Genomic DNA, 24,850 nt, shown 5'->3' with positions numbered 1-24,850 from the left:
TCACGGCGCCACCTCGGTCATGGACCTGGGGGCCTGGGGGCGTTGCGGGGTCGTGCTGTCGATCTGGTCGCTCAGCGGGTGCCACCCGTTGTCGGTGGGGACACCGGGCGCCGGGGGAACTTGCTGCCTGTCGACGTGGGGGCTGATGCCAGAAAAGTCCCCCGTGACCTGGTGCGTTGCGTACTGGTCCGGGGTCATGACGAGCACCAGCGCGACCGGCGTGCCGTCCTGGGGCGTGCGCACCATCCAGGTCGAGGGCTGCTCGCGCCAGCCCGCGGGCGGCGTCCTGAGGTTGGGGTGAGACACCCGCAGCCCCTTGACGGTGCGCGACACGTCCCCGCCCACGAGCTCCAGGTCGAACGACGAGGAGGCCTTCGAGACGTGGATCGCGAGGACCGGGAGCACGCCGCGAGCCACGGGGGCCACCGGTGTGGACGCCTGGGCGGTCGTGGCCGCGCTCAGCGACAGGTCCGCCAGGCGCCGGGCCCGGTCGGCCTCAGGGTCGAACGTGTCGGCGAGCGCCATGGCCTCCAACGGGTCGGGTCCGAAGTCGTCGAACCCGAAGTCGTCCGCGGGCCCCGCGTCCTCGAACCCGAACTCGTCGCTGACGGCCGCAGGCACCGGAGCCGGGGCAGGCTCGACGACGGGCTCGACGACCGGGGCAGCGTCGGGGGCAGGCGCGGGCCCGGTGCTCGTGGTCGTGCCCAGGTCCAAGAGGTCCTCGCCCTCGACGGCGACCGGAGCCGGGGCCGGAGCGGCGAACAGGTCGTCACGGACCGCGAGCGAGTCCAGGACGCCAGCATCCACCGGGGCCAGGTCCACCGTCGTGGGGTCCTGGATGTCGAGCGGGTACAGGCGGTTGACCATCAGCTCGGTGCTCGTCTCGACGACCATCGAGGTCTCACCCGACTCGTCGGTGCGCTCGTACTCGCGCTCGGAGACGTTCACCTTCGCGTTGACCGCGACGATGTCGCCCACCTGCGGGTCGGCGTCGCCGAACTCGCGCACGATGTTCGCGTACGTCGAGTCGAACGCCACGCCCTTCATGGTGCAGGAGGAGCCCTCCAGGGTCAGGGACACCATCCGCCCGCCGGCGTAGGTCCGCGGCGCCCAGGCCGAGATCATCGCGATCGTGTCCGCGCGCGTCCCGTCGCCCTGGAGGCGGACCCGGTGCAGTGGCGTAGGACGTCCCGACTCGCCGCGCGAGCCGGTCACCGTCACCGACCGCAGCTGCGAGCTCAATGTGACCAGCGGGTGCGGGCCCAGGACGCAGCCCAGGGTCGCGCGCTGGCGAGCGGCGCGCTGAGCCACACCCCAGTGGGCGTCCGGGACCGGCAGGTGGTGGACGGCGGCGGCGGGGCGCGGTGCCGCACCCGGCTTGGCCGCGGGCGTGGACCGGAACGAGCGCGAGATCATCATCAGGCCCAGGCGGGGCCCGAACGTGTCGCACGCCCCAGCCTCGATGAGCGCCTCGACGAGCGTCACGCTGACCTGTGAGCGCTCCATCATGTCGACCAGCGACGTGAACGGTCCGCCCAGGTCCCGGGCCGCGACGATCTTGGCCGTGTCCTCGCCAGCGCCCTTGACCTCGCTGAGTCCCAGGCGCACCGAGGTGCCGTCCGAGGACGTCGAGACCTGCCCGAGGTTCACGTCCGGGGGCAGGACCGTCAGGCCCTCCGCGGCGAGGTCGACGAGCGTCACGAACCGCTTGTCGTCGTCCTCGGTCACCGACAGCAGTGCCGCCGCGTACTCGTGCGGCCAGTTCGCCTTCAGGTACGCGGTGACGTACGCGACCTGCGCGTAGGCAGCCGAGTGGCTCTTGTTGAAGAGGTAGGCAGCCGAGCCCTCGAACGTCTTCCAGAGCTGTTCGAGGGTGGGGATGGAGAACGCGACCTTGGCCGTGCCGTCCTTGTGGTGGTCGAGCACGCCCCCGGCCATGAACAGCCCGCGCACGGCCGCGACCTCGTCGGCCTTCTTCTTCGAGACGGCCTTGCGCAGGCGGTTGCGCTCGGCGGCGTCGAACCCGGCCACGACCTCGCCGAGCTGCATGAGCTGCTCCTGGAACACGACCGTGGCGAACGTCTGGTCGAGCACCTGGCCGATGACCGCGACCTCGTCCGGGTTCGTCGTCAGGTAGTCGTAGGACACCTGCTCGCGCCCGTTCTTCCGCTCCGCGTACCGCTCGTGCATCCCGGCCGACAGGGGCCCGGGCCGAAAGAGCGCCACCAGCGCGGACAGGTCGTCGATCGAGTCGGGGGAGACCTGCTCGCACAGCCGAGTCATGCCCGAGGAGTCGAGCTGGAACACCCCGGCGGTGCGCCCGGCCTGGAGGATCTGCCAGGCCCGGTGCGAACGCTCCGGGTGGCTGGGGGAGTCGGGGTCCAGGGCGTCGGGGTCGACGACCTCGCCGGTGTTCTGCGCCACCAGCGCCACGCATGCCGAGATGACGTCCAGGGTGCGCAGGCCCAGCAGGTCCATCTTCACCAGGCCGTACGCCTCGATGTCCGAGCCCTCCCACTCGGTGATGCGCGGGGCGCCTACCTCAGCGGTCTTGGAGCGGTTGCGCCGCGTGGGGATCAGGGCCGTCAACGGCTCGTCGGAGAGCACAACGCCGCACGCGTGCAGGCCCGGCTGGCGGGTCGTGCCCTCGAAGTCGCGGGCCAGGTCGATGATCTCGGCGCCCTCCGCGCCGGCTGCGGCCAGGACCTTGCGGTACTCCGCGGCCGAACCCTCGCTCGGGTCGTCCAGGCTCGCGAACGTCAGCGGCTTGCCGCCTGCGCTGGGGACCTTCGACGAGATGCGGTTGCCGAGCGTGGTGGCGTCCAGGACCCGGGCGGCGTCCTTGATCGCGGCCTTGGTGCGGGCGATGCCGAACGTGCCGAGCTGGGCGACGGAGTCCGAGCCCCAGCGCTGGGCGAAGTACGCGAGCACCTCGCCGCGGCGACCCTTCTCGAAGTCGGTGTCGATGTCGGGGAGCTCGGCGCGCGTGAAGTCCAGGAAGCGCTCGAAGAGCAGGCCGTGGCGGATCGGGTCCACACCCACGATGCCCAGGCAGTACGAGACGACCGAGCCTGCGGCCGAGCCGCGCCCGACGCCGACCCGGATGCCCTGGGTGCGGGCCCACTCGATGACGTCCCACACGATCAGGAAGTAGTCGACGAACCCCAGGCCCTTGATGACCTCGAACTCGTGGTTCAGGCGTGCACGGACCTCCGCGTCGAGCACCGAGGACCCGGCGTCGGCCGGGGTGCCTTCGGGGGCGTAGCGGCGGATCGCGCCCTGGGTGACCAGGTGCTTCATGTACGCCGTGGAGTCCTCGAACCCGGCCGGGGTGGGGAACTTCGGCAGCCGGATCTTGGGCTCGGGCAGGACCCGCGCAGCGCAGCGCTCGGCGATGACGAGCGTGTTGTCGCACGCCTCCTGCCACCAGTCGGCGCCGTCGAACAGGGCCCGCATCTCGGCCTCGGTGCGCATGTGGTGGCCGTGGCCGTGGAAGTGGAAGCGCTTGGGGTCGCTCAGGGTCTTCTTGGAGGAGACCGCGAGCCACGCCTCGTGCGCACGCCCCTGGTCGGCGTGCACGAAGTGGGCGTCGTTCGTGGCGACCAGCGCGATGCCGGACTCCTCGGAGATCTTGCGCAGCTCGGTGGTGACGCGGGCCTGGGCGGGGATGCCGTGATCCATGACCTCGATGTAGACGTTCTGCGAGCCGACGGCGTCGATGATCTGGTCGAGGTGCCAGCGGGCCTTCTCGCGCATCGCCGCGGCCTGCTCACGCTGGGACCTGGCCTCGACCTGGTCGCGCGCAGCCTCGGCGCGGGAGTCCATGAGCGTGGCCCGGTTCAGGTGGTAGGCCAGGGGCCCGCCCAAGCACCCGGTGAGCACGATGATGCCTTCGGCGTTCGCCGCGAGCAGGTCGTAGTCGATGCGGGGCTTGGACCAGAACGACGCGGAGGACTGGGACTCGTTAACGATCCGGACCAGGTTCGACCAGCCGGTGGGCGTGGCCGCGAGCAGCGTCAGGTGCATGTACTGCCGAGCGCGCTTGGTCTTGCGGCGGTCCTCGCCCTCGCCCTCGCTGGTGACGTCCTCGTTGTCCTCGTCGTCGGGGTCCACCTCGCCGGTCTCACGGGCCAGGCGCGAGCCGAACGCCAGGTACGCCTCGACGCCGATGATCGGCTTGATGTCGTGCTGGCGGGCCAGGGTGTCGAGCTTCCACGCACCCGAGAGCGTCCCGTGGTCGGTGGAGGCCACCGCGGGGTTGCCGTCGGCCGCGGCAGCCGCCACGACGTCGGGGAGCTGGCCGAGCCCGTCCAGGGGGCTGTACTCGGAATGCAGGTGCAGGTGCACGAATCCGCGGCCGGCCGGAGCGAGCTCAGGCTCGGGGGCCGGGGCGGCGGTGTCGAGGGGGGCGGGCTCGGCGACGTTGGCGCTCAGGTCCGCGGTGGGCTCGGTGCTCGCCTCGGTGCTCACCTCGGGGTCAGGCTCGTGAGCGGGCGTGTCGAGGGGCGCTGCGAAGTCGGCAGCGTCGGTGGCGAGAGCGCTGGCGACGTGGGTCGTGGACCCGGTGGGCAGATCGGCGGACATGTCCCAGTCGTCAAGGCTCTCGCCGCTCGGCTGCTCATTCATCGACATGCCCGTCCCTATGCGTCTTGCCCCTGCTCAGCGCCCCGTTGGCGCTACGGGACTGTTGACGGGATCAGGGCTGCGCGGCGCGCGTCGAGCCAGGCCTCGAACGGGGCCACGAACATCGGGGGCAGGCCTCGTCCGGAGATCCGGGCGACCCGGTGGGTGCGCGGGGCGGGGCTCGTGTCGTCGCGGACGTAGACCAGGGCGGAGGCGACCGCGGTCCCGAACTCGCGCACGCCGGCGTCGGGGTCAAGCTCGGCGGGCCACTGGTAGGTCGAGGCGATCCAACGCACGGTGGGGGTGCGCGCGCCGGGGAACTTCGTCATGCCGACCGCGTAGGGGGTCAGGGCGTTGGCCTGCTGGGCGAGGGCTCCCTCGGCGGCGGAGCGCACGGAACGCACCAGGGTCCGGGGGTTGCAGGCCTTGACCTGGATGACGGTGTCGTCCAGGACCGCGAGGTCTCCGATGTCGTCACGCCGTCCGGCACCGAGCTGACGCATCGGGTTCAGGCGCAGGTGCGGGTCGCCGTCGCAGATGTCGAGCAGGTACGCGAGGGCGTCGCGCTCGGCCTGGTCGCCCTTGGCCTTGGAGGGGTTTGCCATGCCCGGACCTATGCGCAGAACCGGGCTCGGGCGGGGTTGTCAGGCGGCTTCGATGGGGGTGATGGGCGTTTGCGCAGGTCAGGGCAGGTTTCGGGGCCGTGGCTCCCGGACTCACTCCTGCGACTCCGGGCACAATCACGGCCTCGGATCGGTGTTTGTGCAGGTCAGAGCGCGAAACTCCTGGAATCCAGTTACTCCGGCGCCTGTAGGACCACCATAGAGAGAGGGAGGTATCAACTTCCCCTACAAGGAAGAAGGGGTTGATACCTATAGCCCTAGTAGGTGTATCTATCTCTCGACGTGATTCTCATGAGTTATATGATTATAGGGCTCTGACCTGCACTTATATCAATCCACTCGACCTCGGGCCGGGAGGAGTTCTGGAGTGGTGCTTTTCGGGCATAGCCGGACCACTTGGGGCACCCGAAGGCCGTTTGGGGGGTAGAGGCCAAGCCCTCGACGTGCGAAACCGATCTGGGACGTCGATGTCCGAACAGAGCGGTAGGTCACCGATGCGCCGAAAGTAGAGATCGCGCCCGTCGCGGAGGCCTGCCCAAGATGACGACAGCGCCTCGCGCGACTGTCAGCATCCTGCTCGGGTGGAGCCCGCGTCGACGTCCCCACCCCCGTCACCAAGGTGCCGATTCTGCGCATAGAGGCAGGGGAGCGGAGACCACCCCAGCCCCTCCGCACAAGGGAGCCCCGCCACCATGTCCACACGCCGCCGCCAGTACCTGACCGAGGAAGGACAGGGACTGCTCGGGATCGACTCGCCGCACGAACTGGTCGCCCGAGCCGTCCAGTTCTCCCTCGACACCGGCCTGGAGCCCTCAGACCTCATCGTGAGCACCTGCTGCGCCGTGCCGCTGCCCGACTGGGAGGGCCGCGGCCCCGGCATGCGGTGGCAGGAGATGAACCCCGCCATGATGTGGCACCCGCTGCTCTGGATGCCCGAATCGGTGACCGCACCACGCCAGGTCCCCACCGAGGGGCTCGACGTCACCTTCACCGAGGAGAACGAGCACATCGCCACCCGCATCGCCCTGGTCGCGATCACCAGCGGGCTCTACGACCCCGACCAGGGCACCTGGGTGGACGTCCTGTCGCTGTACGGGCTCGACATCGAAGACCCCGCGGTCCAAGAGCGCGTGGGCGCCTGGCTGGGCGGGGACGACGACGAGGTGCTCGACAAGATCGACCTCGGCGAGTTCACCGACCGCGTCGTCAACATCGAGACCCTCGCGCTGGACGTCAGCGCCGCCGCCGAGGACGCCGGGATCTGCGTGACCACCCGCGAGGCGATCGAGATGATCGACGAGCTCTTCGACCCGGACACCTCCCAGACCGACGAGCACCGCCGCCAGGTCCTGACCGAGCTGTGCATGGTCCTGGCCGCAGTCATGCCCCGGCGCCTGGTCGGGGTCTTCCTGACCGTGCACGACGAGATCCGCTCCGCGAGCCCCGTGGACTCCTTCGAGATCCACACCATCGACCAGGACCACGAACGCCTGGAAGCCGGCGCACAGTCGCTCTCGGCCACCCTCCAGGAGATCGAAGCTGAGAGCACTGACGGGGCCGCGGCCTTCGTCGACATGTTCACCGCACGCCTGGGCGAAGTGCGCAGCAGCTGAGTCGAGAACCACCACGCCGCCGACCTCACCGGTCGCGGCCCGTCAGGACGGAACAGGGGAATGAGCCGCTACGCAGAGAGCACCGGGGTCCCCTCCGATCGCTCCCGGTCCGAGATCGAGCGAACCCTCAGGCGATACGGGGCCACGACGTTCACCTACGGGTGGACCGAGGGGCGTGCCGCCATCGGGTTCGTCAAGGACGGGCGCCAGATCCGCTTCGTCCTGCCGCTGCCTGACCGCGACGACCGGGCCTTCACCCACACTCCCGCGCGCGGGACCCCTCGGACCGAGGCGGAGATCGAGAAGCAGTACGAGCAGGCTGTTCGCCAGCGGTGGCGAGCGCTGGCGCTGATGGTCAAGGCCAAGCTGGAGGCCGTCGACGCAGGCATCGTGACGTTCGAGGCCGAGTTCCTTCCGCACACCGTCCTGCCGTCGGGGCGGACCGTGTTCGAGGACATCGGCCCAACCATCGACCTCGCCTACCGCAGCGGCCAGGTCGCACCGCTTCAGATCGAAGGTCTGCGCTGACCCCCAGCCGCAGCGCATGACGACGGCCGGCCACCTGGAAACCAGGGGGCCGGCCGTCTGTTCGTCTCAGCGCAGCGAGTGCGCCTTGGGGTCGTCCGGCTCGTACGCGTCCCGCAGGTACGCCGCGCGCTCCTGCGGGTCCTGCGGCAGCCCCGTGGGCATGTAGGTGCGGGCCTGCTCGCGCACCGTCAGCTCCTGCTCGACGGCCAGCGCGTTCTCGATCAGGTGAGCGCCGATCGCCGATGTGTCGAGCTCGGGGTCCACGCGACGCAGCTCGACCTCGCGGCGGATCGCCTCGTCCAGGATGGAGTCCGCACCCGGCGCCCGGCCAGAGACGAGGTCGTCGACGAACGCCTCCTGCCCCTCGTTGAGCACGAGCTCGCTACGGTCGGACGCCGCGATGGCGGAGCGGGCCTTCGCGCGCCGGACCCGCGGGTGGTCCGGGACCTGCGACATCAGCTCTGCGTGGGCGTCGTGCTCGACCTCGGTCGAGTAGTCGATCATCTGGGAGAGGTCAGGAGCCTGCTCGCCAAGTGTGGGCGAGCCCAGGGTGCTGAGCCCGCCGGGCGCCTCGCTCACGGCCTTGGTCGCGAACTTGCCGTCGCTCTGGCGGGGGTGGGCGTCAGTGTCGAAGTCGTGGGTGCTCATGTCCGTGTGTTGACGGGGTGCGCCGAGGGCGGACGCCTATGGTGTCGGCTGGACCGGCACCGCCCCGCGAGCACGAGCACGCCAGGGAGCGAACCGGAGCCGTCGACGAGTCTCACCATCGAGCCTAGGAGCTCCCTTGACCCATGCACCTGCCCTTGCCACGACACCTGCGACCAAGAAGCGCGTGTCCGCGTACGTGACCGGGGCCAGCCTTGCCGCCGCCGGCGGGCTCACAGCCCTGTGCGCCGGAGTCCTGTTCGCGCTCCTGTCCGGCAACGGGGCCTACCGGGCGTTCCTGGCCGAGCAGAACACAGCCTGGACGGTCGCCGCGGTGGTCACGTTCACGGGAGTGGTCGTCGCCCTCGTCGGGGTCTTCCTCCTGGTGCGGGCGATGCGACCCGCGGTGAAGGCGCCCCTGCTCGCTGCCTCGCTGCTCGCGGGCGGTGCGGCGCTGACGATCGTCCTAGGGGCGTCCATGAGCGCGACGATCAGCCGGTACACGATCGAGGCGTCGATCGGGATCTTCGACGCGGAGGCGTGGGAGATGGTCGAGACGTCGTCGGGCCTGACGTCGGGCGCCGCGATGATCGGGGTCCTAACCCTGGTCGGCGCCCTGGTGTGGCTGGCCGTGATCGCGATCCGCTCCGGTGCGCGCCGGGTGGCTGCCAGCGCCTGAGATCGCCGCGGGGCGGTGCCACGGGCAGAAAATACTGTGCCAAGCGGTGCCGCTTCGCACCGAGCAAACCAGAGCCCCGGCCCCGGACGCCGCGCGAACGCGGACGAGGGGGAACGGGGCTGGGTGGTTCGCCAGACGGGTGCGCGGTCAGCTCTGGGCGGCAGCCACGGCCTGGCGGAGCTTCTCGAAGTTGATGCCGTCCCACTCGGTCTTCAGGCCTGGGAGGTCCACCTTCACGACAGGGGCCTGCATCCATCCTTCGGCCTTGATCGCGGCGCCGATCTCGGGCTCGTCGACCATGTCGATCAGGTTGTACTCGACGCCCTTCTTGTCGAGCAGAGCCTTCGTCACGTCGCAGTTCACGCAGTTCGGCTGGGAGTGGATCGTGATTGCCATGGCGGTCGTCAGTACCTTCCGGGAGGGGGCAAGAGGGGTCAGCCGCGTACCTATGCGGTGGACCGTCCGGGAGATTCCCCCGGTACCAAGGATGTTGACGGGCACCCCTGCGGGCGGTCAGCCCTGGCGTACCGAGTTCAGGTCGCGAGTCATGTCGTAGGCCCGGACCGCCTCCGCGTTCCACTCACCGCCGGCCATCCTCGCCAGCCCCCGCGGTGCCGCGACCTTCGTCACGTGCAGCTCGTCGAAGGAGGACTGGACGCCCATGAGGTGGTCGGCGAGGTCACGCACGAACGGCAGGGCGCACTCGGCCAACGACTTCTCGGTGAACGGGCCCAGCAGCAACCGGCGTCGGCGCCCCCGGCGTCCGCCCGTCGCGACGTAGAACGCCGCGGGCCACATGCGCTTCACGCGGCCACCTGCTCGATCATCTCCCGCACGGCACGGCCCTTGGCGACCTCTGAGGCGTCCAGGTCGCTCTCCTGGGTCAGGGAGTCCTGCCAGGCGCCGTCCGTGACCCACGACAGGTGCGTCATGTGGCGCGAGAGCATCACGCACAGGCGCCCGGAGGACAGCGAGTGCGAGGAGGCGGAGTCCTTGGCCAGCAACGGGTCCAGGGCCACCACGACGTGCCACTGCCCACCCTGGAGGCGGTCGGCTGTGCCCACCGAGACGCCCACGATCCCCAGGCGGCTGAGCGTCCCCTCGATCGCGGACTGCTGGGCGTTGTGCGAGACGACCACGGCGACGTCGGTGGAGGACAGCAAGGTCTGGGAGCCGTCGGCCTCGACCAGGGTCCGTCCGACGAACGACGCGGCGCGCTTGGCGACCAGCTTGGCGGTCTCCAGCGAGTACGGGTCGTCGGTGCGCGGGACCTTGAGCACCTCGACCTCGGCGGCGTCGATCACGTGGCGCTCGGGGCGGGCGCAGGCGAAGTCGAAGTCGTAGAGCGGGGCGACGATGCTCGTGGACAGCGGCCCCAGGCGGAACGTGGCGTCCATCTGGATGCTGATCGCGTCCTCGCGCTGGGCGAAGACCTCCGGGGCTCGCATGTGCGGGCCCATGCGCAGGTGGTCCCAAGCGATGGTGTTGGTCGTCACGACGGGGCCGATCTGGCCCGGATCGCCCACGAGCAGCACCTGGGTGGCAGTGTTCGCCGCGGCCGAGACCAGGTCGAACGTCGCCTGGTAGGCCTCGTCGATGATGAGCAGGTCCGCCTCCCCGGTCCGGTTGCGGGCACGCGATGCCAAGGTGCCGACCTTGACCGGGTTCGAGATGTCGTGGGCCTCGGAGGGGGAGGCCACGTCCTCGGGCAGGGCCTCGGTGGGCCACCCCGAGACGGTGCACACGACCTTGGAGGGCCCGACCTGCTCGGCGATGCGCCCGGCGACCGACACGGTGGCGTCACGGGTGAACGCGCAGACGTCGATGACCAGGTCCGTGCGCGCGGCGAGGTGGTCGACGATGTCCGCGATCAGGGTGGACTTCCCGGAGCCCGGAGGCGCCTGGATGATCGTGACCGGGCGACCGCGCCACACCTCGTACAGGGCACGCGCCAAGGGACTGCCGGGGACCAGTGGGCGCGGCCCGGAATCGGGTACGGCGGGAGCCTGCGGGGCAGGGGTGCGGCCGGAGCTCGGCGTGGCAGGTGCGGTGATCGGCATGCCCTACCTGTGGGGCGCCGCGGGAGAAACGTCCCGGCCCCGAACCAGTAGGGTCGGGGCACTGTTGACGAACGGATCGGGTCGTTGGCCACGTGTGCATGAGGAGCGACTATGGGGGACTTTCTCGGCGGCGCCCTTGTGCTCGTCGTTCTGCTTCTCGTGATCGCCGGCCTTCTTCTCGTGCTGGCGTTCGTCCTGGTGGTCAGCTGGCAGGTGATCTTTGGAGGGGGTCGCGCCAAGCCCCCGTCGTCACCGACGCCCCCGTCGTCGCCAACGACCCCGACGCAGCCACCCGCGCCAACACCAGCTGCCTCGACCCCGCCACCCGCGCCAAGGTCCCCTGTGACGCGAACGACCCCGACGACGGTGGCACGCCCCCGGCCCGTGACGTCCAACTGGGGCGCTTCGCCGAAGTTCGCGGAGTGTGCCTGGTGTGAGTCTGAAGCGGGTGGAACGGCCCAGAACCGCGACGGGGAGCGATACCCCTCGTGCGGGTTGAGCGGTCACGGCTGGCAATGGCAGGGCGGACTGAGGAACTGACGTCCGCCTGCCCGCGGAGTGGCCACCGCCCCGGATGCCGGCTAGAGCGCCCCGGCGAGCAGGACGTCGACCGGCACGTGGCGCTGCTGGTCCGACCAGGGCTGCTCCCCGGCCCAGCGGTAGACCGTGCTCGGCAGTGCGAACTTCCCGTGGACGGGAGGGTTCGCCAGCCCCACCAGGGCGCCCTCGGTCAGGCCGACCCGCGGGTTGGCGATTGTCATCACGACACCGTCAGGGGTGGGCTCGGCGCGCAGCAGAGGCACGCTCGCGTGACGGGCGCCGGACTCGGCGTCCGTGAACGACATCATCACGACCTCCCCGGCTGGCCACACGCAGGACTCGGCCAGCACATGCAGCTCGTGGTCGTCCGCGGTGACGATCCCCGGGACCACGCGGCCCGTGGAGAACGACAGGTCCGCCAGGGCGGGGTCGGTGTCGAGCAGCAGGTGCCAGCGCTCGGTCAGGACGTCGAGCAGGTCCCCGGCCCGCAGCGCGGCTTCCAGGCTGGAGGTCGCAGCCAGCGACAGCAGCCGCTCCTCGACGTGCATGACGGCCAGGACCTGCATGCTGGGCGGACCCTCGCACAGGAGGCTCACGGCGGCGCGCAGCAGGTTGCGGCGCCCCGAGGCCTGCCACCCGAACCCCTGGACCCAGGACTCGAACACGAGCGGGTCCAGGCCAGCGGGCAGGTGGAAGCGGTGGGCGAGCAGACGCGTCGCGACGATCACCTGACGGCTGTACGGCATCGTCAGGCCCAGGAGCAGGCGACGTGAGGCCGGGCCGGGGGAGCCCGCCAGGGTGAGCTCACGCAGCCGGGACGCGGCCAGCTCGTCGGCGATGACCACGGGCAGGTCGCTCAGGTGCGTCTCGACGAGGGCGGGGTCGTCCAAGGTGAGCGGTCCGGCCGTCGCCCCGGGCAGCGCGCACCGCAGCGCTCCCGTCCGAGGCTCGACCCAGACGCTGGCCATGTTGCCGCGGGTCAGGTTGTCGGCGAGCCGAGACGAAGCCTTGGGGTGGGTCAGCAACGACACCGGGGTCATGCGGTCGACGGGGTGCCCCTGCCGCTCGGCGCGGGCGCGGCCCGCCTCCTCGAAGCGGCCCGCACCCTGAGGGTCGGGCGCGCCGGGCAGCACGGCCCCGGCATCAGCCGAAGGGTCCTCGACCATGTCGCACAGGTCGAGCCCGGAGCCCATCACTTCGCACCCGCCAACGCCACGTCGACCGGGACGTCGCGCATGGCCCCGGCCCAGCCCTCGTCCGCCTTCGCAGCCCACTTGCGCCCGCCAGGGGTCGCCGCACCGACGCCGTCGAACGGCTTGGAGGTGACGAACATCGGCGTCCCGGCGTCCAGGGCCGAGTGCATCCGAGCCCCGCTGGAGCCTCTGCGGCTGGTCGGCAGCTCGAACGTGACAGCCAGGTCGGAGCCGGAGACCTCCAAGCCTGCGACGGTCACGTCTGCGCCGTCGCCGTTCCACAAGAAGCGCGCCGCGCGCCCCACCTTTAGCCGGAACGGGGAGGAGACCAGCGCGACCATCTCGCGGTCCGCGCCGCCGCAGTAGGACTGGGGGAGCACCCGGGAGACGGTGCCGTCGAGCACGTTGCGCTCGCGCAGACCCTCGTCCGCGGCGCACGTGGCCGCCCACCAGTCGGTGATCTGCTCCACCGCGCCGTACGCCGAGCATGCCGCCGACAGGCCCGCGTACTCGGCCGAGCGCAGCGACCAGAACTCCGAACGTGCGGCCTTGACCAGGCGCGGGTTGGACCACCCGTCGCTGACCATGGCCAGGGCCCGGTCCATCTGCTCCGAGGCGGGCGCGCCGGAGAACGCCAGGGCGTGAGCCCACGCGTCGAAGGAGTTGGTGTCCAGCCCGGCGGGCAGCCACAGGCGTGCGGAGAGCAGGTCGGTGAGGACGGGAAAGCGGGTGGAGACCGGCAGGGACGCCGCGACGGCCAGGGTGCGGGAGAACCGCCCGTCACCGCTCTGCTTGGCGTTACGGTCCACGAGGCGTCGGGTGGCCTTGAACGCTTCCCGGTCGGCGAACACGACCCGGTCCTCGTCACGGATCATGACGCCCAGGGCGCTGCCGTGGTTGCGGTCCAGGGCGTACGCGGGGAAGCGAGTCTGGCCTGCAACCCGGCACATCAGCGAGCCCGTGGCCGCGTCGAACCAGATCAGCTGGGTCGTGGTCGGCTTCGGCGTCTCGCCCATCTTCACCTCGCGGTGGACGTGGACGAGTGTGGCAGCGCCCGACGCCATGCGCGGGGTCGGTGCGCCGACGTCACGGGCACGCTCGCGGGCGGCTTGGTCGTACTCAGCGGTCGTGGTGATTGCCATGCCCGCACCGTGGGGCTGGGGCTCGGCAAACTCCCCGCGGGGACGTTGTTGGTCCGGCGCCCCACAGGGAGGGCGTGAAGACGATGCCGCTGAACCCCGAGCAGGACGCCCTGATGCAGACGTGGCGCTACCTGGCGCTCGAACGCATGCCCTACTTCTCGCCGATCCTGTACGCGCTGCGGCCCGTGCACGCCCCCGGCCTGGGCACTGCTGCGGTGGACGAGCGGATGCGTCTGTACATCGACTTCGACTGGCTCGTGGCCACCCACGACAACGACGAGGCGTCTCAGGTGCTCCTGCACGAGACCAGCCACGTCTTCGCTGAGCACCACCTGGTGCCCGACGAGCTCGGGGTGAGCCGGGCCGAGTACGGCCAGATGCTCAACATCGCGGCCGACATGTCGATCAACGACGACCTGCGCGATGCCGGGTGCACGATCTTCGCCGACGCCGGGCCGTACGTCCTGCCCTCCACCTACGGCTTCGCGGACTTCCAGACTCCGCACGCCTACTTCCAGCAGCTGCGCCAGATGATGCCCCCGCCCTCGGACGACGGCCAGGACCCAGACCCAGACCCAGACCCGGGTGAGGGCCAGGACCAAGGTCAGGGCCAGGGGCAGGACTCAGGGCAGGGCACCGAGCCCGGCTCGGGCTCCACCACGTCGGGCAAGGGTCCGGGCCAGGGCAACGACCCGTACGCCGGGTGTGGCTCGGGTGCAGGCGACGACCACCAGCCCTTCGAGGACGAGCAGGGCGACGACGGACCTGCGGGAGCCGGTGCCAGCGACGCCGAACGTCAGCGCGTCCTGGCCGAGACGGCCGGTGCGATCAACGAGCACGCGACCCGTTCGCGCGGCACCGTGCCCGCCGGGATCAAGGCTCGGGCTGAACTCATCCTGGCCCCGACCCAGACGCCCTGGCAGCAGATCCTCTCGCGCCTGGTGCGCCGCGCCGTGCACAAGAAGGCGGGCGACCACGACACCGACTTCACCCGCCGCAACCGCCGCCGGCACAACGCCGAGGTGCGTCGCTCGGACGGGACCAGCGCAGGGCGCCTCATCATCCCCGCGACGTTTACCCCCGTGCCCACGATCGCGTTCGTGCGTGACACCTCGGGCTCGATGGGCCGCGACGAGCTGACCATGGTCGGGGCCGAGGTCGACATGATCGCCCGGCGCATGGGCGTGCGCGGTCGCAGCCTCACCGTCTACGACGTGGACGCCGCGGTCGGCAAGGCCACCCCGTACCAGGGGTCCGGGTCGATCGCCGAGGTCGTCGGCGGAGGTGGGACCGACATGTCTGTCGGCGTCGAGTACGCCTCGACCCGCAAGCCGCAGCCGGACGTCGTCGTGCTCGCCACCGACGGGTTCACGCCCTACCCCGAGGCTCCAACCCGCGGGGTGCCGCTCGTGGTGGTGCTCGTGGGCACCCCCGACGCGATCCGCGCCGCCCAGGCGTATGCGCCGGTGCCCTCCTGGGCGACGGTCGTCGAAGCACCCACGCTCACGCCCTGAGCGCCGGGGGACGTTCCTGCCACCTTGCCCCACGACAGGGGTACAGACCGCAGCACGAACCCGAACGGAGCACCCCATGTCGACACCCATGATGCGAGCCTTGGCGGCCGCGATTGCCGCGAAGACGCCCGTCCTGATCTGGGGTGAGCCCGGCGTCGGGAAGACCGCCACCATCGAGAAGCAGTTCAGCCAGCGGTGGGGCTTCCACGTCGAGACCATCATCGGCTCGCTGCGTGAAGCCACCGACTTCCTGGGGCTGCCGATCGAGACCGACGGCGAGGTGCACTACTCGACCCCCGCATGGACCCACCGGCTCAACGCCGCCCAGGGCCCGGCGCTGCTCTACCTCGACGAGCTGACCTCGTGCGCCACCACGGTGCGCAAGGCCATGCTGCGCGTGGTCCAGGAGCGCCAGGTGGGCGAGACGTGGCTCGGTGACAACGTCTCGATCGTCGCCTCGGCGAACCCGGTCGACTCGGCCGTGGACGGCTGGGAGCTGGCACCGCCGGAGGCGAACCGCTTCATGCACCTGGACTGGCACTTCAACGCCGACCAGTGGCTTGAAGGCCTGGTCATGGGCTTCGACAACACGAGCGTGGAGCCGTTCACGTCGATGGTCGGGGCGGGCGACACGCACTCCCTGGTCAGCGCCAGCGCACTGATCGCCACCTTCGTCGAGCACAACCGGATGCTGCTCAACCCTGGTCCGCCCGCCGACCAGGTCCAGGCCGGTCTGGCGTGGGCCTCGCCGCGCTCGTGGCACAACGCGGCCCGCGTCCTGGGACACCTTCGCCCCGGTGACGACGACGCCGCCCTGCTCGTGATCGCCGGGTGCGTCGGCAAGGCCGCGGCCACCTCGTTCTTCGCGTGGCGCGCCACCATGGACCTGGTCGACCCCGCCCTGGTGCTGGCCGACCCGAACGCCGTGAAGTGGGGCACGGAGCGCCCCGACCGCCTGTACGTGCTGTGCCGCTCGCTCGCTGCGATCGCCGTCGCGGAGGGCACCCGCCAGGTCTGGACACAGGCGGCGCGAGCCCTGACGGTGTGCGCCGAGTCCGGCAAGGTCGACGTGGCGCTGCCTTCGGTGCGGACCCTGCTCACGCACATGCCCGCGGACGCCACGGTGCCCGACCGGATGCGCAACGCGTTCGCTGACCTGCTGGGCCGCGCCGGTCGCTGGGCGGTGGCGGCATGATCCCCGTCGTGCGCATCCGCGCTGAGGTCCGCACCGCGGCCAGCGTCCTGGCGGCGTTCGTCGCCGGTGTCATCGCGTTCCTTCTGGGCGCACCTGTCGTGCTCGTCGTGGTCGCCCTCGTGGTCGCCTTCACGCTCGTGCGCGGAGTCCTGGGCGGCATCAACACCGCCTTCCCCCGGTTCGAGCAGGAGTAGCGTCCGGCAGACCTGGCCCGGCCCGTTCCGCGGGTCGGGCCATCGTCGTCCCGTCAACAGATGGGCATGAGCACCCACGACGAGGCACTGCACCCGCGCGAAACCACCGGCCGGTTCGCGACCAAGGCGGTCGCCGAGGCCAGCGGCGGCATGGACGCCCTCTCGGTCAGCGACGCCGGCGAGGACCCAGCCAGCATGCGCACCGCGTTCACGGCGACCGTGAACCAGATCATCGACACCAAGGCCGAGCTGCGACGAAGCACGACCAACCGCGGTGAGGACGCCCCCGAGAGCACGCGCCTCCAGGCTCAGGTCGTCGAGCTCACCGCCAAGCTCGACGAGATGCGTGCCCCGCTGCGCACCGCCGCCGAGCAGAAGTACACGACCCGGAGCGCGCAGGACGCCTACGCCACCTGCTACGGCGACGAGGCCTACGCGGACTACCTGGAGAAGGCGGCGCAGGAGAACGCGCAACGACGTCCCGGCGAGGCCGAGTACTACCTGACCCGCACGCTGGGCGATGCGTTGCGAGGCAACGACGGGGTCTGACAACGGCCCGTGGACAGCACACCCGCTCCCGGGACATTGCCCCCTGCCCGGCCCCACGAGACAGGTATGACCAAGGGACACCACCGCGAGCTCCTGCCGAACGCGACCGGCCCGCACATGGGGTCGGTCGAGAACCCCGTCCTGTTCTGGTCCCCGGTGCCCGCCTGGGCGCTGCACGAGGGACCGGTGCGGGTGCTGGGCGACCCGGGTCGACGCATGCGCGTCGTGGACGTGACGATCAAGCCCGGCAAGGGGGTCGTGGGCGTCCCGGTGCTCATCCTCAACCCCGCCGAGACGAACTGGAACGACCCCCGCGAGGTGCGTGCAGTGGCCCGCGAGCTCGCCGAGGTGGCGCCCACCATCACGCTCGACATGCTCGGCACGGACGCCCTGCCAGCCTCGCGCCGGCCCTGGCACCCCGAGGACGACCTGTGGGACCTGACCCTGACCCAGACGTTCCAGCCGACGAGCGTTCACGGTGCCCGGCTCCAGGTCGTCCTGCTGGGCGCACGCACGCCCGTGTCCGACTTCGAGACCGAGATGGAGTCCTGGCTCACCGGCCGCGAGGCCCGTCGGGTCGAACGTGCCGAGCGTGAGGACGCTGAGCGCCACGCCCGGCTCGTCGCGGCCCGGGCCCGGAACTGGGCGCACCAGCACGGCATCGACCCCGACGGAGCCTCACCAGCGGTGCTCTCCCAGCCCGACCGGGTGCGGGTGCGCATCGACGTCCTGGAGTTGCTGACCACCACGATCGAGGAGAAGTCACGATGAGCGAGCAGGTGCAGGTCATGACCTTCGCAGGACGCGACGGTTCCCGGGCGCGGCCGTGGGCGATCGTGCCCGGCGGGCCCTACCGTCTGGTCGAGCGCAGGTTCACCCGCGACGTCGTGGAGCCCGTCGCCTCGCGCGCACGGCGCAGGTCCGCCGCAGTGGGCCACCTCGCGGTCTCCACCACCGACTGGGTCACGGACACCGACCAGCTGCGCGAGGTCGCCGCCCATCTGGTGCCCGCAGCGCTCGGCACCGAGGTAGCCCCGCGCACCCGCTCCTACTCCGGGTACGGCGCGCTGAACCTGGTGGGCGACACCCCGCACTGGCTGCTGGAGTACGTGCGCGCCACGGATGACCGGTCGGTGCGCTTCGTCGCACGACTCATCACCGCGGGCATCGAGCTCGACGACTTCGCCGAACGCCAGATCGCATGGCGGGCCGAGCGCGCCAAGGCCAGCGAACGGGCGGCGCGCGCCGAGGTCGCCAGGAAGCGTGCCGTAGCCCTGCACGAGCGGGTGCGCGCGGTGGCCGGGGAGCGCAGCGGATGGCAGGGGGCGGTGAACGGCGACACGCAGGTGCGGTTCACCGCGGAGGGCCTGGACCGCATGCTCGACCTGGCCGGGGCCGACCCGGCACCCCAGGACCCTGACGACGGCGGCGCCTACGCTCTGTGACGTGCCCGGGACGTTCCTGAGGGCCCGACCCACGTGCGGGGCATGAGCACAACAACCGCACCCACCCAGCCCGTGGTCTTCGTCGAGGAGCTCGGCACCGCGGCCCGGGACGCCGCCGCCCGCATCGAGCACGAGCGCTGCGACTCCTGCGGGCACCGCGCCTACGTCGTGACCGTCGTGCCGTCCGCCGCTGGCCCGATGCCGCTGTCGTGGTGCGCCCACCACTTCGAGACCGTGGGGAAGGGGTCCGGGGCGGTCGCGATCGACATCCGCTCGCGCCTGGCCCAGGCTCCCGGCGCCTCCGCGGGCGCATAGGTCCTGACATGACCATCACCGACATCAGCACCGGCGCCGCGAGCGTCAACGAGCTCACCCTCGCCGGCGCCGACATCAGCCCCGTCGAGCACCTGACGCTCGCCACCGACGGCGCCTGCTCAGGGAACCCCGGCCCGGCCGGTTGGGCGTGGGTAGACGAGCACGGCAACTGGTCCGCCGGGCCGTTGCGACAGGCCACGAACCAGGCTGCGGAGATGCTGGGCCTGGTCGAGGCGATCGGCTCCCACGTGCACGTGCGCCACCTGACCATCGAGATTGACTCCGCGTACGCCATGAACACGTACCTGACGTGGATGGACGCCCACGTGCGCCGCGGCTGGCACACCCAGGCAGGCAAGCCGACCTCGAACCGCACCATCATCGAGATGATGCTCTCGGTGCGCGCCGAGCGCCGTGAGCTCGGCCTGCCGCCGGTCACCCTCGTCAAGGTCAAGGGGCACGCCGGGGGCAAGCACCCCCTCAACGACGCAGCGGACGACCGGGCCACGTGGGCCCGCGATCAGTCCCGCGCCGGGAACCTGACCCAGCGCACCGGCAGCGGCATGGTCATCGCCGCCGCCCGCTGACCCGCCCGATCCCGGGCACCTGCCACCGACACCCCTGAGGACCCCCGTCATGAGTATCTGGTTCACCTCCGACCTTCACCTCGGTCACGACTTCGTCGCGCACACCCGAGGCTTCGACCAGACGGCCGAGCACGACGACGCGGTGAGCGACGCGTGGGTTGCCAAGGTCCGGGCGAAGGACACCGTGTGGGTGCTCGGCGACCTGGCCCTGGCGAACCCGACCTACGCCCTGAGCGTCCTGGCACCCCTGCCCGGGATCAAGAACCTGGTCTGGGGCAACCACGACAGGGGGTGGCCCGCGCACCGCAACGCGCACACCCAGGCCCGCCCCTACATGGACGTCTTCGCCTCCGTGCAGGCCTTCGCTCGCAGGCGCATCGACGGCGCCGAGGTCATGCTGTCCCACTTCCCGTACGACGGGGACACCGACGGTCGTCCCGTCGACCGTCACGAGCAGTACCGGCTGCGCGACCTGGGGCTGCCCCTGATCCACGGGCACACGCACTCGACGAAGTTCCTGACGGCCTCCGAGCGCGGCAGCCTCCAGCTGCACGTCGGGTTCGACGCCCACCGGCGCATGGTCAGCCTCGAAGAGGTCGCGGCCCAGCTCGCCGGGGGACTATGAGCGCGGCGCCCTCGCGTAGAGCGAGCCCCGCGAGATCTTGCGCTCACACGTGAATCCGAGCGCTGCGGCCCTGTACAGGCGGGCCATGTCTGGCCGCGCTCCGAACGTGATCGTGACCCCCGCCCGGTCGGCCTGATCGAGCAACGCCGGTCCGAGCTGGGCGCGCAGTCGCTGCCCGTGTCCGGCGCCGGTGGGCCCGGCCATGTGGTCGAGGATGTGCCACGACGTCGGGCTGACCTTGAGCAGGACCGTGGAGGTCCCGTCGTCGCTGATGAAGAGCGTCGAGCGGGGGTCCACGATCGCGAACAGCGTGTACACGGCCGCGATCAGCACGCCGGCCACGGCTGCGATTCCGAGCCAGAGGGCGACCTGGAGGACGCCGTCGAGCCCGGCCAGGGCAACGAGCGGGACGGTCAGGGCCGCGATAGTCGATGCGGCGATCAGGAGCCCGAGGCGCACGGGGCCCACCGAGCGGATGATTCTCCACTGGGCGTGAGCCCAGATCCGGAGCAGCCGTCCGAAGTCGCGGACCGTGGCGACGTGCACCCCAGGAACTGGCTGTGGTCGAGTCTGTTGCCCCATGCGGGTGAGGGTAGTGCAGGCCTACGACGTCGAGCAGGCCGCGTCCTACGCGCATAGGTCAGGGCATGGATACCTCCGTTCGCGACGTCGTCATCATCGGGTCAGGCCCTGCCGGGTGGACCGCCGCCACGTACGCCGCGCGAGCCGGACTCGCACCGCTGGTCATCACCGGCGTCGAGCAGCCCGGCGGTGCGCTGACCACCACGACCGAGGTGGAGAACTTCCCAGGCTTCCCCGCGGGCGTGGCCGGGCCCACCCTGATGGCCGACATGCAGGCCCAGGCCGTGCGGTTCGGGGCCGAGGTCGAGTTCGACCAGGTCGCCAGCGTCGAGCTCACCGGGGACCTCAAGACGATCGTGCCCGAGTACGGCGACGAGCCGATCCAGGCACGCACCGTCATCGTCTCGACCGGCTCGGCGTACCTGCACCTGGGGGCACCGGGGGAAGAGCGCCTGGGCGGTCGCGGCGTGAGCTACTGCGCGACGTGCGACGGGGCGTTCTTCAGCGGTAGCACCGTCGTGGTGGTCGGCGGCGGGGACTCCGCGTGCGAGGAGGCGCTGTTCCTGACGAGGTTCGCCGACCAGGTCATCCTCGTTCACCGCCGCGCCGAGCTGCGGGCCTCGAAGGTCATGGCCGAGCGGGTCCTGTCGCACAAGAAGATCCGGCCCATGCTGGAGCACCAGGTCACCGACATCTGCGGCCAGGACAAGGTCGCCGGGGTCGTGTGCACCCCGGCCACCGGCCCGGACGTCCTGGTCCCCGCGCAAGGCGTCTTCATCGCGATCGGGTCGTCCCCGCGCACCTCGCTGTTCGCCGGGCAAGCCGCCCTCGACGGTGCCGGGCACCTGCGGGTCGAGCACCCCAGCACCCGCCTTCTGGACGCCAGCGGGACTCGGGCGCTGCCGGGGGTGTTCGCAGCCGGAGACGTGGTGGACCCGGTGTACCGGCAGGCGATCGTGGCAGCCGGGGAGGGCGCGAAGGCCGCGCTGGACGCGCAGGGCTACCTCGACGAGATCTCCGGGACCTGAGGCTCGCCCCCCTCCAGGACCTGCGCCGGCGTCGAGCTCAGCCGCGCCGACGCAGGACCGAGTTCGCGACGGCCAGTGCTCGGGCCCTCATCCGGGTCTGACGACCGGCGTTGGTGCCTGCGTCCGAGGAGGCGTTCGAGGCTCGGCACACGTGCGTGGACACCGTCGCGTAGATCCGCCCGCAGCCGGGGCACTGCTCGACCGTCGAGCGCGGTGACCCCTTGACCAGGGCGTTGAACGCGGCGCCGGGGGAGGACGCGCCGCGGACCTTCTCGAAGACCTCGGCGCTGACCAGGTGCCCGTAGTTCCGGTCGCTGATCCGGGTGACCATCGTGCCTGAGGCGTGGTCGTACCCGACGGCGGTGACCCACGTCGAGCCGACCGGCTCCAGCTCGGCGCCGGCGGCCGCCCGGCGCTCGCGCCGCCGCGAGATCAGGTCGCCTGCCTCGCGCAGCCCGTGCGTGACCCGGCGTGACTCCAGCACTGCGGAGACCGCCTCACCCAGCGGGCTGTCGGGTGCGCCGACGACCTTCGCGGACCAGACTCCCGGGCGGACCTGCTGGACGCGGGCCCAGCCCGTGACCTCGCGCCCCTCGACCGTGCCGGAGACCGGAACGTCGAGCACGTCGTTGCCGTTCGCCTGGGAGAAGCGCCGCACCGCGGCCACGTTCGGCATCGTCAGCGACGTGCCAGGGCCTTCGTAGGTGTGGCGCGCGACCCGGCGGTCGGGGTCGAGGTCGCTGGCCGCGGGCATCTGGGCCACCGGGCGTGCCGGGTCGTACTCGGCTGCCAGCGTGTGGGTGTCCCACCAGGCTTCGACCCCGCCGAGGTCAGCCATCGGCAGCACGGTGGCGGGCACGTACCCGTGCGCGGCAAGAAGGTCGCGGCGTGCGGCGAGCCCGGCCGTGGGGACCAGGGCCGGGGGAGCGGGGGAGGACAGGGCGCTCATGCCGCCCGAGACTTCGTCGACCGCCTTCGCCACGAACTGGCCGGATTGGTGGTCGCGCGGGTGCAGCAGCTCGTAGGACTCCATGCCCTGTTGTTGACGGGCTCAGGCGTCGGTGGCAGTGCCTCGTGCTCGTTCGCGTGCACGCTCGTTGGCGATCCGGAACGGCAGGGCCACCAGCATCACCAGGGTCCGCAGCACGAACGCGACGGCGAGTACGACCCACCACAGGGCCAGGACGAAGAACGCCCAGAAGGTGCGCAGGAGGAAGAGCAGGAGGAGGCCTCCGGCGATTCCGATGACGAACATGGCGATCATGGTCTGGCTCCCTTCCTTTCGTGCTGCGACGTGCAGACACCCTTGGTGTGGGGCGAGGGCGCAGGAAGGTCCCCGGCGGTATGTCGCGGGTCTAGACAGTGGCGTCCATGAACGCTTCGAACTTCTGGACGGCGACCTGCTGGGTGGTGGGGCTGACGTGGGAGTAGAGGTCGAGCGTGATGGCGATATTGGCGTGACCGAGCCTTTCCTGGACGACCTTCGGGTGCGTCTGGGCTTCGAGCAGGAGGGTCGCGTGGGTGTGGCGCAGGTCGTGCACCCGGATGTCGGGCAGTCGCTCGTCGCGTGAGCGGCCCCGGTTGTACCGGTCGACCGCAGCGCGCCAGCGGTCCCAGACGCCTCCGGGGCGAATCAGCATCCCGTCGCTCTTGACGAACACGGCCTGGTCGGCGCCGACCAGGGCCGGGTCGATGGAGGCGAGGCGGTTGAACTGCGCGCGCAGGGCGTTCACGGTCGGGGTGTCGAGGTAGACAGCGCGGGGGCGTCCGTTCTTCGGCGGAACCGTCGGGAAGGTGGTCGGCTTCCCCTTGCTCTTCACCTCGACGATCGCGCGTCGGACAGAGAGCTTGTGGCCGGTGAGGTCGACGTCGCGCCACTGCAAGCCGAGGAGCTCTCCTCGGCGTAGCCCGGTGCGCCCGACGACGATCCAGCCCATCGACAGGTCGGTGTCGTCGTGGGGGCACCAGCTCAGGAATGCCTTGAGCTGTGCAGCAGTCCAGGGGTGGATCTCGGGCTTGGCGGACTTCACCTCCCGTGCCGTTGGAGGGTTGGCCTGGGGGAGCTTGGCCGGGTTGGTGGCGATGAGGTGCTCGGCCAGGGCTCCGTCCAGGATGCTCACGAGCAGGGCGTGGACCTTGCGGACGCTGTTGGGTCCTAGGCCTGTTCCTTCCTTGCCCCGGTCGTGGTTGCCGCGGGCTTCGAGGTCGCGGTAGAGCCGGGCGATGCGCGCGGCCCGCAGGTCCACCAGCGGCACGGACCCGATGTGCGGGTCGATGTGCAGGCGCACGTAGCGGCGGTAGGTCTCGACCGTCGACGTCGATGCCCGGCGTCCGGCGAGCCAGTCTGCGGCGAACTGGGACACGGTCACCTTCGTGTCGACGGTGACGCGCCCGGTCTCGACCTCGGTGACGGCAGCCCGCAGCGCCTTCGCCGCTTCGCCCTTGGTCGTGAACCCTGCCTGCGTCTTGCGCTTGGTCCCGGCGTCGGGGTCGTCAGGGTTGATGGGGACCAAGTACTCGATACGGAACCTGAGACCAGCGACGGTCCGGTACTCGAAGACTGAACCGTCTCCGCGTCTGCGACGTCTTGCGCTCATGCAGCGGCCTGACCGGACGGGTCGTTGGTCAGGAGCGCGAGGAGCTTCTCGCGGGGGACGACGATGCGACGTCCGACGCGCAGGTGGGGGATCTCGCCGGCGTCGAGGGCCTTGTCCAGGGTGCGCTTGTCGACGTCGAGGATGCGGGCGGTCTCGGCCCTGGTGATGGTGGCTCGCCGGCTCGCGCGCAGCTCGTCGAGGGTGCTGATGGCGCGGGACTCGGTGGCGGTCTCAGGGGCCTGGCTCTGTGTGCTCATACCCACCGCCTATGCGGCGATGTGTCGTACAGCACCTGGCCGTTGCGGGGTGCATCTGGATGCCTACTTGAAACGGTACCCACATCGTTACCCACATTTGGCCCCTCTGAGAGGGGGCAAATGGAGTGTTTCCGCAGGTCAGGGGCCTGACGTAGAGGTGCCCCGGGTGGGATTCGAACCCACACTGGATCGGGTTTGAGCCGAACGCCTCTGCCGGTTGGGCTACCGGGGCATCGACCGTCAGGGGACCTCGAAGGGCCCGCTGCGGTGCGTGGACCATCGAACCACAGAACCGGGACGAAACGAGAATCACACC

General features: G+C 70.9%; 26 protein-coding genes and 1 tRNA gene. 13 read left to right on the top strand and 14 right to left on the bottom strand.

Annotated features, from left to right (window positions below):
• Complete coding sequence (locus tag ACFWGN_RS14860; protein ID WP_377617800.1) at positions 1-4,632, bottom strand: DNA polymerase III subunit alpha; 4,632 nt, start codon at positions 4,630-4,632, stop codon at positions 1-3.
• A 44-nt stretch (positions 4,633-4,676) separates the two neighbouring features.
• Entirely contained in the window at positions 4,677-5,228 is a 552-nt protein-coding gene (locus tag ACFWGN_RS14855; protein WP_377617798.1) for a hypothetical protein, read from the bottom strand.
• A 710-nt stretch (positions 5,229-5,938) separates the two neighbouring features.
• On the opposite strand from ACFWGN_RS14855, the gene ACFWGN_RS14850 reads away from it, so the two are divergent.
• Together ACFWGN_RS14850 and ACFWGN_RS14845 are read left to right on the top strand one after the other, a co-directional pair.
• The gene (locus ACFWGN_RS14850; RefSeq protein WP_377617796.1) at positions 5,939-6,859 is read left to right on the top strand and encodes a hypothetical protein; all 921 of its coding nucleotides are present in this window, start codon (positions 5,939-5,941) and stop codon (positions 6,857-6,859) included.
• 60 nt (positions 6,860-6,919) lie between these two features.
• Positions 6,920-7,387: a hypothetical protein gene (locus tag ACFWGN_RS14845; protein WP_377617794.1), complete on the top strand. Its 468-nt coding sequence runs from the start codon at positions 6,920-6,922 to the stop codon at positions 7,385-7,387.
• Positions 7,388-7,453: 66 nt separating this feature from the next.
• Here ACFWGN_RS14845 and ACFWGN_RS14840 read toward each other — a convergent pair whose 3' ends face one another.
• Positions 7,454-8,035, bottom strand: coding sequence for a hypothetical protein (locus ACFWGN_RS14840; protein ID WP_377617792.1), 582 nt, complete (start codon positions 8,033-8,035; stop codon positions 7,454-7,456).
• Positions 8,036-8,171: 136 nt separating this feature from the next.
• On the opposite strand from ACFWGN_RS14840, the gene ACFWGN_RS14835 reads away from it, so the two are divergent.
• Positions 8,172-8,711: a hypothetical protein gene (locus tag ACFWGN_RS14835; RefSeq protein ID WP_377617791.1), complete on the top strand. Its 540-nt coding sequence runs from the start codon at positions 8,172-8,174 to the stop codon at positions 8,709-8,711.
• A 147-nt stretch (positions 8,712-8,858) separates the two neighbouring features.
• Here ACFWGN_RS14835 and ACFWGN_RS14830 read toward each other — a convergent pair whose 3' ends face one another.
• From ACFWGN_RS14830 to ACFWGN_RS14810, 5 genes are all read right to left on the bottom strand, one after another.
• Positions 8,859-9,107 (bottom strand): glutaredoxin family protein, encoded by a 249-nt coding sequence (locus tag ACFWGN_RS14830; protein WP_377617789.1) that lies wholly within the window; start codon positions 9,105-9,107, stop codon positions 8,859-8,861.
• A gap of 117 nt (positions 9,108-9,224) precedes the next feature.
• Complete coding sequence (locus tag ACFWGN_RS14825) at positions 9,225-9,518, bottom strand: hypothetical protein (RefSeq protein ID WP_377617788.1); 294 nt, start codon at positions 9,516-9,518, stop codon at positions 9,225-9,227.
• Positions 9,515-10,771, bottom strand: coding sequence for an AAA family ATPase (locus tag ACFWGN_RS14820; RefSeq protein WP_377617786.1), 1,257 nt, complete (start codon positions 10,769-10,771; stop codon positions 9,515-9,517). The genes ACFWGN_RS14825 and ACFWGN_RS14820 overlap by 4 nt, the downstream gene beginning before the upstream one ends.
• A gap of 581 nt (positions 10,772-11,352) precedes the next feature.
• Complete coding sequence (locus ACFWGN_RS14815) at positions 11,353-12,477, bottom strand: hypothetical protein (RefSeq protein WP_377617784.1); 1,125 nt, start codon at positions 12,475-12,477, stop codon at positions 11,353-11,355.
• A gap of 26 nt (positions 12,478-12,503) precedes the next feature.
• Positions 12,504-13,646 (bottom strand): hypothetical protein, encoded by a 1,143-nt coding sequence (locus ACFWGN_RS14810; protein ID WP_377617783.1) that lies wholly within the window; start codon positions 13,644-13,646, stop codon positions 12,504-12,506.
• Positions 13,647-13,729: 83 nt separating this feature from the next.
• Between ACFWGN_RS14810 and ACFWGN_RS14805 the strand changes: the two genes are divergently transcribed.
• The 9 genes from ACFWGN_RS14805 (at position 13,730) to ACFWGN_RS14765 (ending at position 20,070) form a co-directional block, all read left to right on the top strand.
• Positions 13,730-15,160, top strand: a complete 1,431-nt coding sequence (locus ACFWGN_RS14805) for a VWA-like domain-containing protein (RefSeq protein ID WP_377617904.1) — start codon at positions 13,730-13,732, stop codon at positions 15,158-15,160.
• Positions 15,161-15,236: 76 nt separating this feature from the next.
• Positions 15,237-16,355 carry an AAA family ATPase gene (locus tag ACFWGN_RS14800; RefSeq protein ID WP_377617781.1) on the top strand — a complete coding sequence of 373 codons (1,119 nt, stop codon included), beginning with the start codon at positions 15,237-15,239 and terminating at the stop codon, positions 16,353-16,355.
• Entirely contained in the window at positions 16,352-16,549 is a 198-nt protein-coding gene (locus ACFWGN_RS14795; RefSeq protein WP_377617779.1) for a hypothetical protein, read from the top strand. The genes ACFWGN_RS14800 and ACFWGN_RS14795 overlap by 4 nt, the downstream gene beginning before the upstream one ends.
• A gap of 66 nt (positions 16,550-16,615) precedes the next feature.
• Positions 16,616-17,098: a hypothetical protein gene (locus ACFWGN_RS14790; RefSeq protein WP_377617777.1), complete on the top strand. Its 483-nt coding sequence runs from the start codon at positions 16,616-16,618 to the stop codon at positions 17,096-17,098.
• Between the two features lie 66 nt (positions 17,099-17,164).
• Positions 17,165-17,869 (top strand): hypothetical protein, encoded by a 705-nt coding sequence (locus ACFWGN_RS14785; protein WP_377617775.1) that lies wholly within the window; start codon positions 17,165-17,167, stop codon positions 17,867-17,869.
• Positions 17,866-18,543 carry a hypothetical protein gene (locus ACFWGN_RS14780; RefSeq protein WP_377617774.1) on the top strand — a complete coding sequence of 226 codons (678 nt, stop codon included), beginning with the start codon at positions 17,866-17,868 and terminating at the stop codon, positions 18,541-18,543. Before ACFWGN_RS14785 ends, ACFWGN_RS14780 begins: the two co-directional genes overlap by 4 nt.
• Positions 18,544-18,585: 42 nt before the next feature.
• Positions 18,586-18,858 (top strand): hypothetical protein, encoded by a 273-nt coding sequence (locus ACFWGN_RS14775; RefSeq protein WP_139107623.1) that lies wholly within the window; start codon positions 18,586-18,588, stop codon positions 18,856-18,858.
• A gap of 8 nt (positions 18,859-18,866) precedes the next feature.
• A complete protein-coding gene (locus ACFWGN_RS14770; RefSeq protein ID WP_377617772.1) occupies positions 18,867-19,445 on the top strand; it encodes an RNase H family protein in 579 nt (192 codons plus the stop codon).
• Between the two features lie 49 nt (positions 19,446-19,494).
• Positions 19,495-20,070 (top strand): metallophosphoesterase family protein, encoded by a 576-nt coding sequence (locus tag ACFWGN_RS14765; RefSeq protein WP_377617771.1) that lies wholly within the window; start codon positions 19,495-19,497, stop codon positions 20,068-20,070.
• Here ACFWGN_RS14765 and ACFWGN_RS14760 read toward each other — a convergent pair.
• The gene (locus tag ACFWGN_RS14760; protein ID WP_377617769.1) at positions 20,065-20,652 is read right to left on the bottom strand and encodes a hypothetical protein; all 588 of its coding nucleotides are present in this window, start codon (positions 20,650-20,652) and stop codon (positions 20,065-20,067) included. The two genes, ACFWGN_RS14765 and ACFWGN_RS14760, sit on opposite strands and share 6 nt — an antisense overlap.
• Before the next feature lie 65 nt (positions 20,653-20,717).
• Here ACFWGN_RS14760 and ACFWGN_RS14755 point away from each other — a divergent pair, with 65 nt between their 5' ends.
• Positions 20,718-21,680 carry an NAD(P)/FAD-dependent oxidoreductase gene (locus ACFWGN_RS14755; protein ID WP_377617767.1) on the top strand — a complete coding sequence of 321 codons (963 nt, stop codon included), beginning with the start codon at positions 20,718-20,720 and terminating at the stop codon, positions 21,678-21,680.
• 37 nt (positions 21,681-21,717) lie between these two features.
• Here the strand turns inward: ACFWGN_RS14755 and ACFWGN_RS14750 are convergent, their stop codons facing one another.
• From ACFWGN_RS14750 to ACFWGN_RS14730, 5 genes are all read right to left on the bottom strand, one after another.
• A complete protein-coding gene (locus ACFWGN_RS14750; RefSeq protein WP_377617765.1) occupies positions 21,718-22,713 on the bottom strand; it encodes a hypothetical protein in 996 nt (331 codons plus the stop codon).
• A gap of 18 nt (positions 22,714-22,731) precedes the next feature.
• A complete protein-coding gene (locus ACFWGN_RS14745) occupies positions 22,732-22,935 on the bottom strand; it encodes a hypothetical protein (RefSeq protein WP_377617763.1) in 204 nt (67 codons plus the stop codon).
• A gap of 100 nt (positions 22,936-23,035) precedes the next feature.
• The gene (locus tag ACFWGN_RS14740; protein WP_377617762.1) at positions 23,036-24,193 is read right to left on the bottom strand and encodes a tyrosine-type recombinase/integrase; all 1,158 of its coding nucleotides are present in this window, start codon (positions 24,191-24,193) and stop codon (positions 23,036-23,038) included.
• A gap of 80 nt (positions 24,194-24,273) precedes the next feature.
• Positions 24,274-24,534 carry a helix-turn-helix domain-containing protein gene (locus tag ACFWGN_RS14735; protein ID WP_377617760.1) on the bottom strand — a complete coding sequence of 87 codons (261 nt, stop codon included), beginning with the start codon at positions 24,532-24,534 and terminating at the stop codon, positions 24,274-24,276.
• Between the two features lie 158 nt (positions 24,535-24,692).
• A tRNA-Leu gene (locus ACFWGN_RS14730) sits at positions 24,693-24,766 on the bottom strand.
• Positions 24,767-24,850 lie beyond the last annotated feature (84 nt).

The sequence above is a fragment of the Oerskovia sp. NPDC060338 genome, assembly GCF_042726295.1.
Taxonomy (GTDB): Bacteria; Actinomycetota; Actinomycetes; order Actinomycetales; family Cellulomonadaceae; genus Oerskovia; species Oerskovia merdavium.
Note: the sequence above shows the minus strand (reverse complement) of the source record. Positions and strands in the feature narration are given on the sequence as shown.

Bases quoted from the DNA above. Each gene is read 5' to 3' on its own strand.
- ACFWGN_RS14860 (WP_377617800.1), bottom strand. From the start codon at position 4,632: ATGTCGATGAATGAGCAGCCGAGCGGCGAGAGCCTTGACGACTGGGAC.
- ACFWGN_RS14855 (WP_377617798.1), bottom strand. From the start codon at position 5,228: ATGGCAAACCCCTCCAAGGCCAAGGGCGACCAGGCCGAGCGCGACGCC.
- ACFWGN_RS14850 (WP_377617796.1), top strand. From the start codon at position 5,939: ATGTCCACACGCCGCCGCCAGTACCTGACCGAGGAAGGACAGGGACTG.
- ACFWGN_RS14845 (WP_377617794.1), top strand. From the start codon at position 6,920: ATGAGCCGCTACGCAGAGAGCACCGGGGTCCCCTCCGATCGCTCCCGG.
- ACFWGN_RS14840 (WP_377617792.1), bottom strand. From the start codon at position 8,035: ATGAGCACCCACGACTTCGACACTGACGCCCACCCCCGCCAGAGCGAC.
- ACFWGN_RS14830 (WP_377617789.1), bottom strand. From the start codon at position 9,107: ATGGCAATCACGATCCACTCCCAGCCGAACTGCGTGAACTGCGACGTG.
- ACFWGN_RS14820 (WP_377617786.1), bottom strand. From the start codon at position 10,771: ATGCCGATCACCGCACCTGCCACGCCGAGCTCCGGCCGCACCCCTGCC.
- ACFWGN_RS14815 (WP_377617784.1), bottom strand. From the start codon at position 12,477: ATGGTCGAGGACCCTTCGGCTGATGCCGGGGCCGTGCTGCCCGGCGCG.
- ACFWGN_RS14810 (WP_377617783.1), bottom strand. From the start codon at position 13,646: ATGGCAATCACCACGACCGCTGAGTACGACCAAGCCGCCCGCGAGCGT.
- ACFWGN_RS14805 (WP_377617904.1), top strand. From the start codon at position 13,730: ATGCCGCTGAACCCCGAGCAGGACGCCCTGATGCAGACGTGGCGCTAC.
- ACFWGN_RS14800 (WP_377617781.1), top strand. From the start codon at position 15,237: ATGTCGACACCCATGATGCGAGCCTTGGCGGCCGCGATTGCCGCGAAG.
- ACFWGN_RS14795 (WP_377617779.1), top strand. From the start codon at position 16,352: ATGATCCCCGTCGTGCGCATCCGCGCTGAGGTCCGCACCGCGGCCAGC.
- ACFWGN_RS14790 (WP_377617777.1), top strand. From the start codon at position 16,616: ATGAGCACCCACGACGAGGCACTGCACCCGCGCGAAACCACCGGCCGG.
- ACFWGN_RS14785 (WP_377617775.1), top strand. From the start codon at position 17,165: ATGACCAAGGGACACCACCGCGAGCTCCTGCCGAACGCGACCGGCCCG.
- ACFWGN_RS14780 (WP_377617774.1), top strand. From the start codon at position 17,866: ATGAGCGAGCAGGTGCAGGTCATGACCTTCGCAGGACGCGACGGTTCC.
- ACFWGN_RS14775 (WP_139107623.1), top strand. From the start codon at position 18,586: ATGAGCACAACAACCGCACCCACCCAGCCCGTGGTCTTCGTCGAGGAG.
- ACFWGN_RS14770 (WP_377617772.1), top strand. From the start codon at position 18,867: ATGACCATCACCGACATCAGCACCGGCGCCGCGAGCGTCAACGAGCTC.
- ACFWGN_RS14765 (WP_377617771.1), top strand. From the start codon at position 19,495: ATGAGTATCTGGTTCACCTCCGACCTTCACCTCGGTCACGACTTCGTC.
- ACFWGN_RS14760 (WP_377617769.1), bottom strand. From the start codon at position 20,652: ATGGGGCAACAGACTCGACCACAGCCAGTTCCTGGGGTGCACGTCGCC.
- ACFWGN_RS14755 (WP_377617767.1), top strand. From the start codon at position 20,718: ATGGATACCTCCGTTCGCGACGTCGTCATCATCGGGTCAGGCCCTGCC.
- ACFWGN_RS14750 (WP_377617765.1), bottom strand. From the start codon at position 22,713: ATGGAGTCCTACGAGCTGCTGCACCCGCGCGACCACCAATCCGGCCAG.
- ACFWGN_RS14745 (WP_377617763.1), bottom strand. From the start codon at position 22,935: ATGTTCGTCATCGGAATCGCCGGAGGCCTCCTCCTGCTCTTCCTCCTG.
- ACFWGN_RS14735 (WP_377617760.1), bottom strand. From the start codon at position 24,534: ATGAGCACACAGAGCCAGGCCCCTGAGACCGCCACCGAGTCCCGCGCC.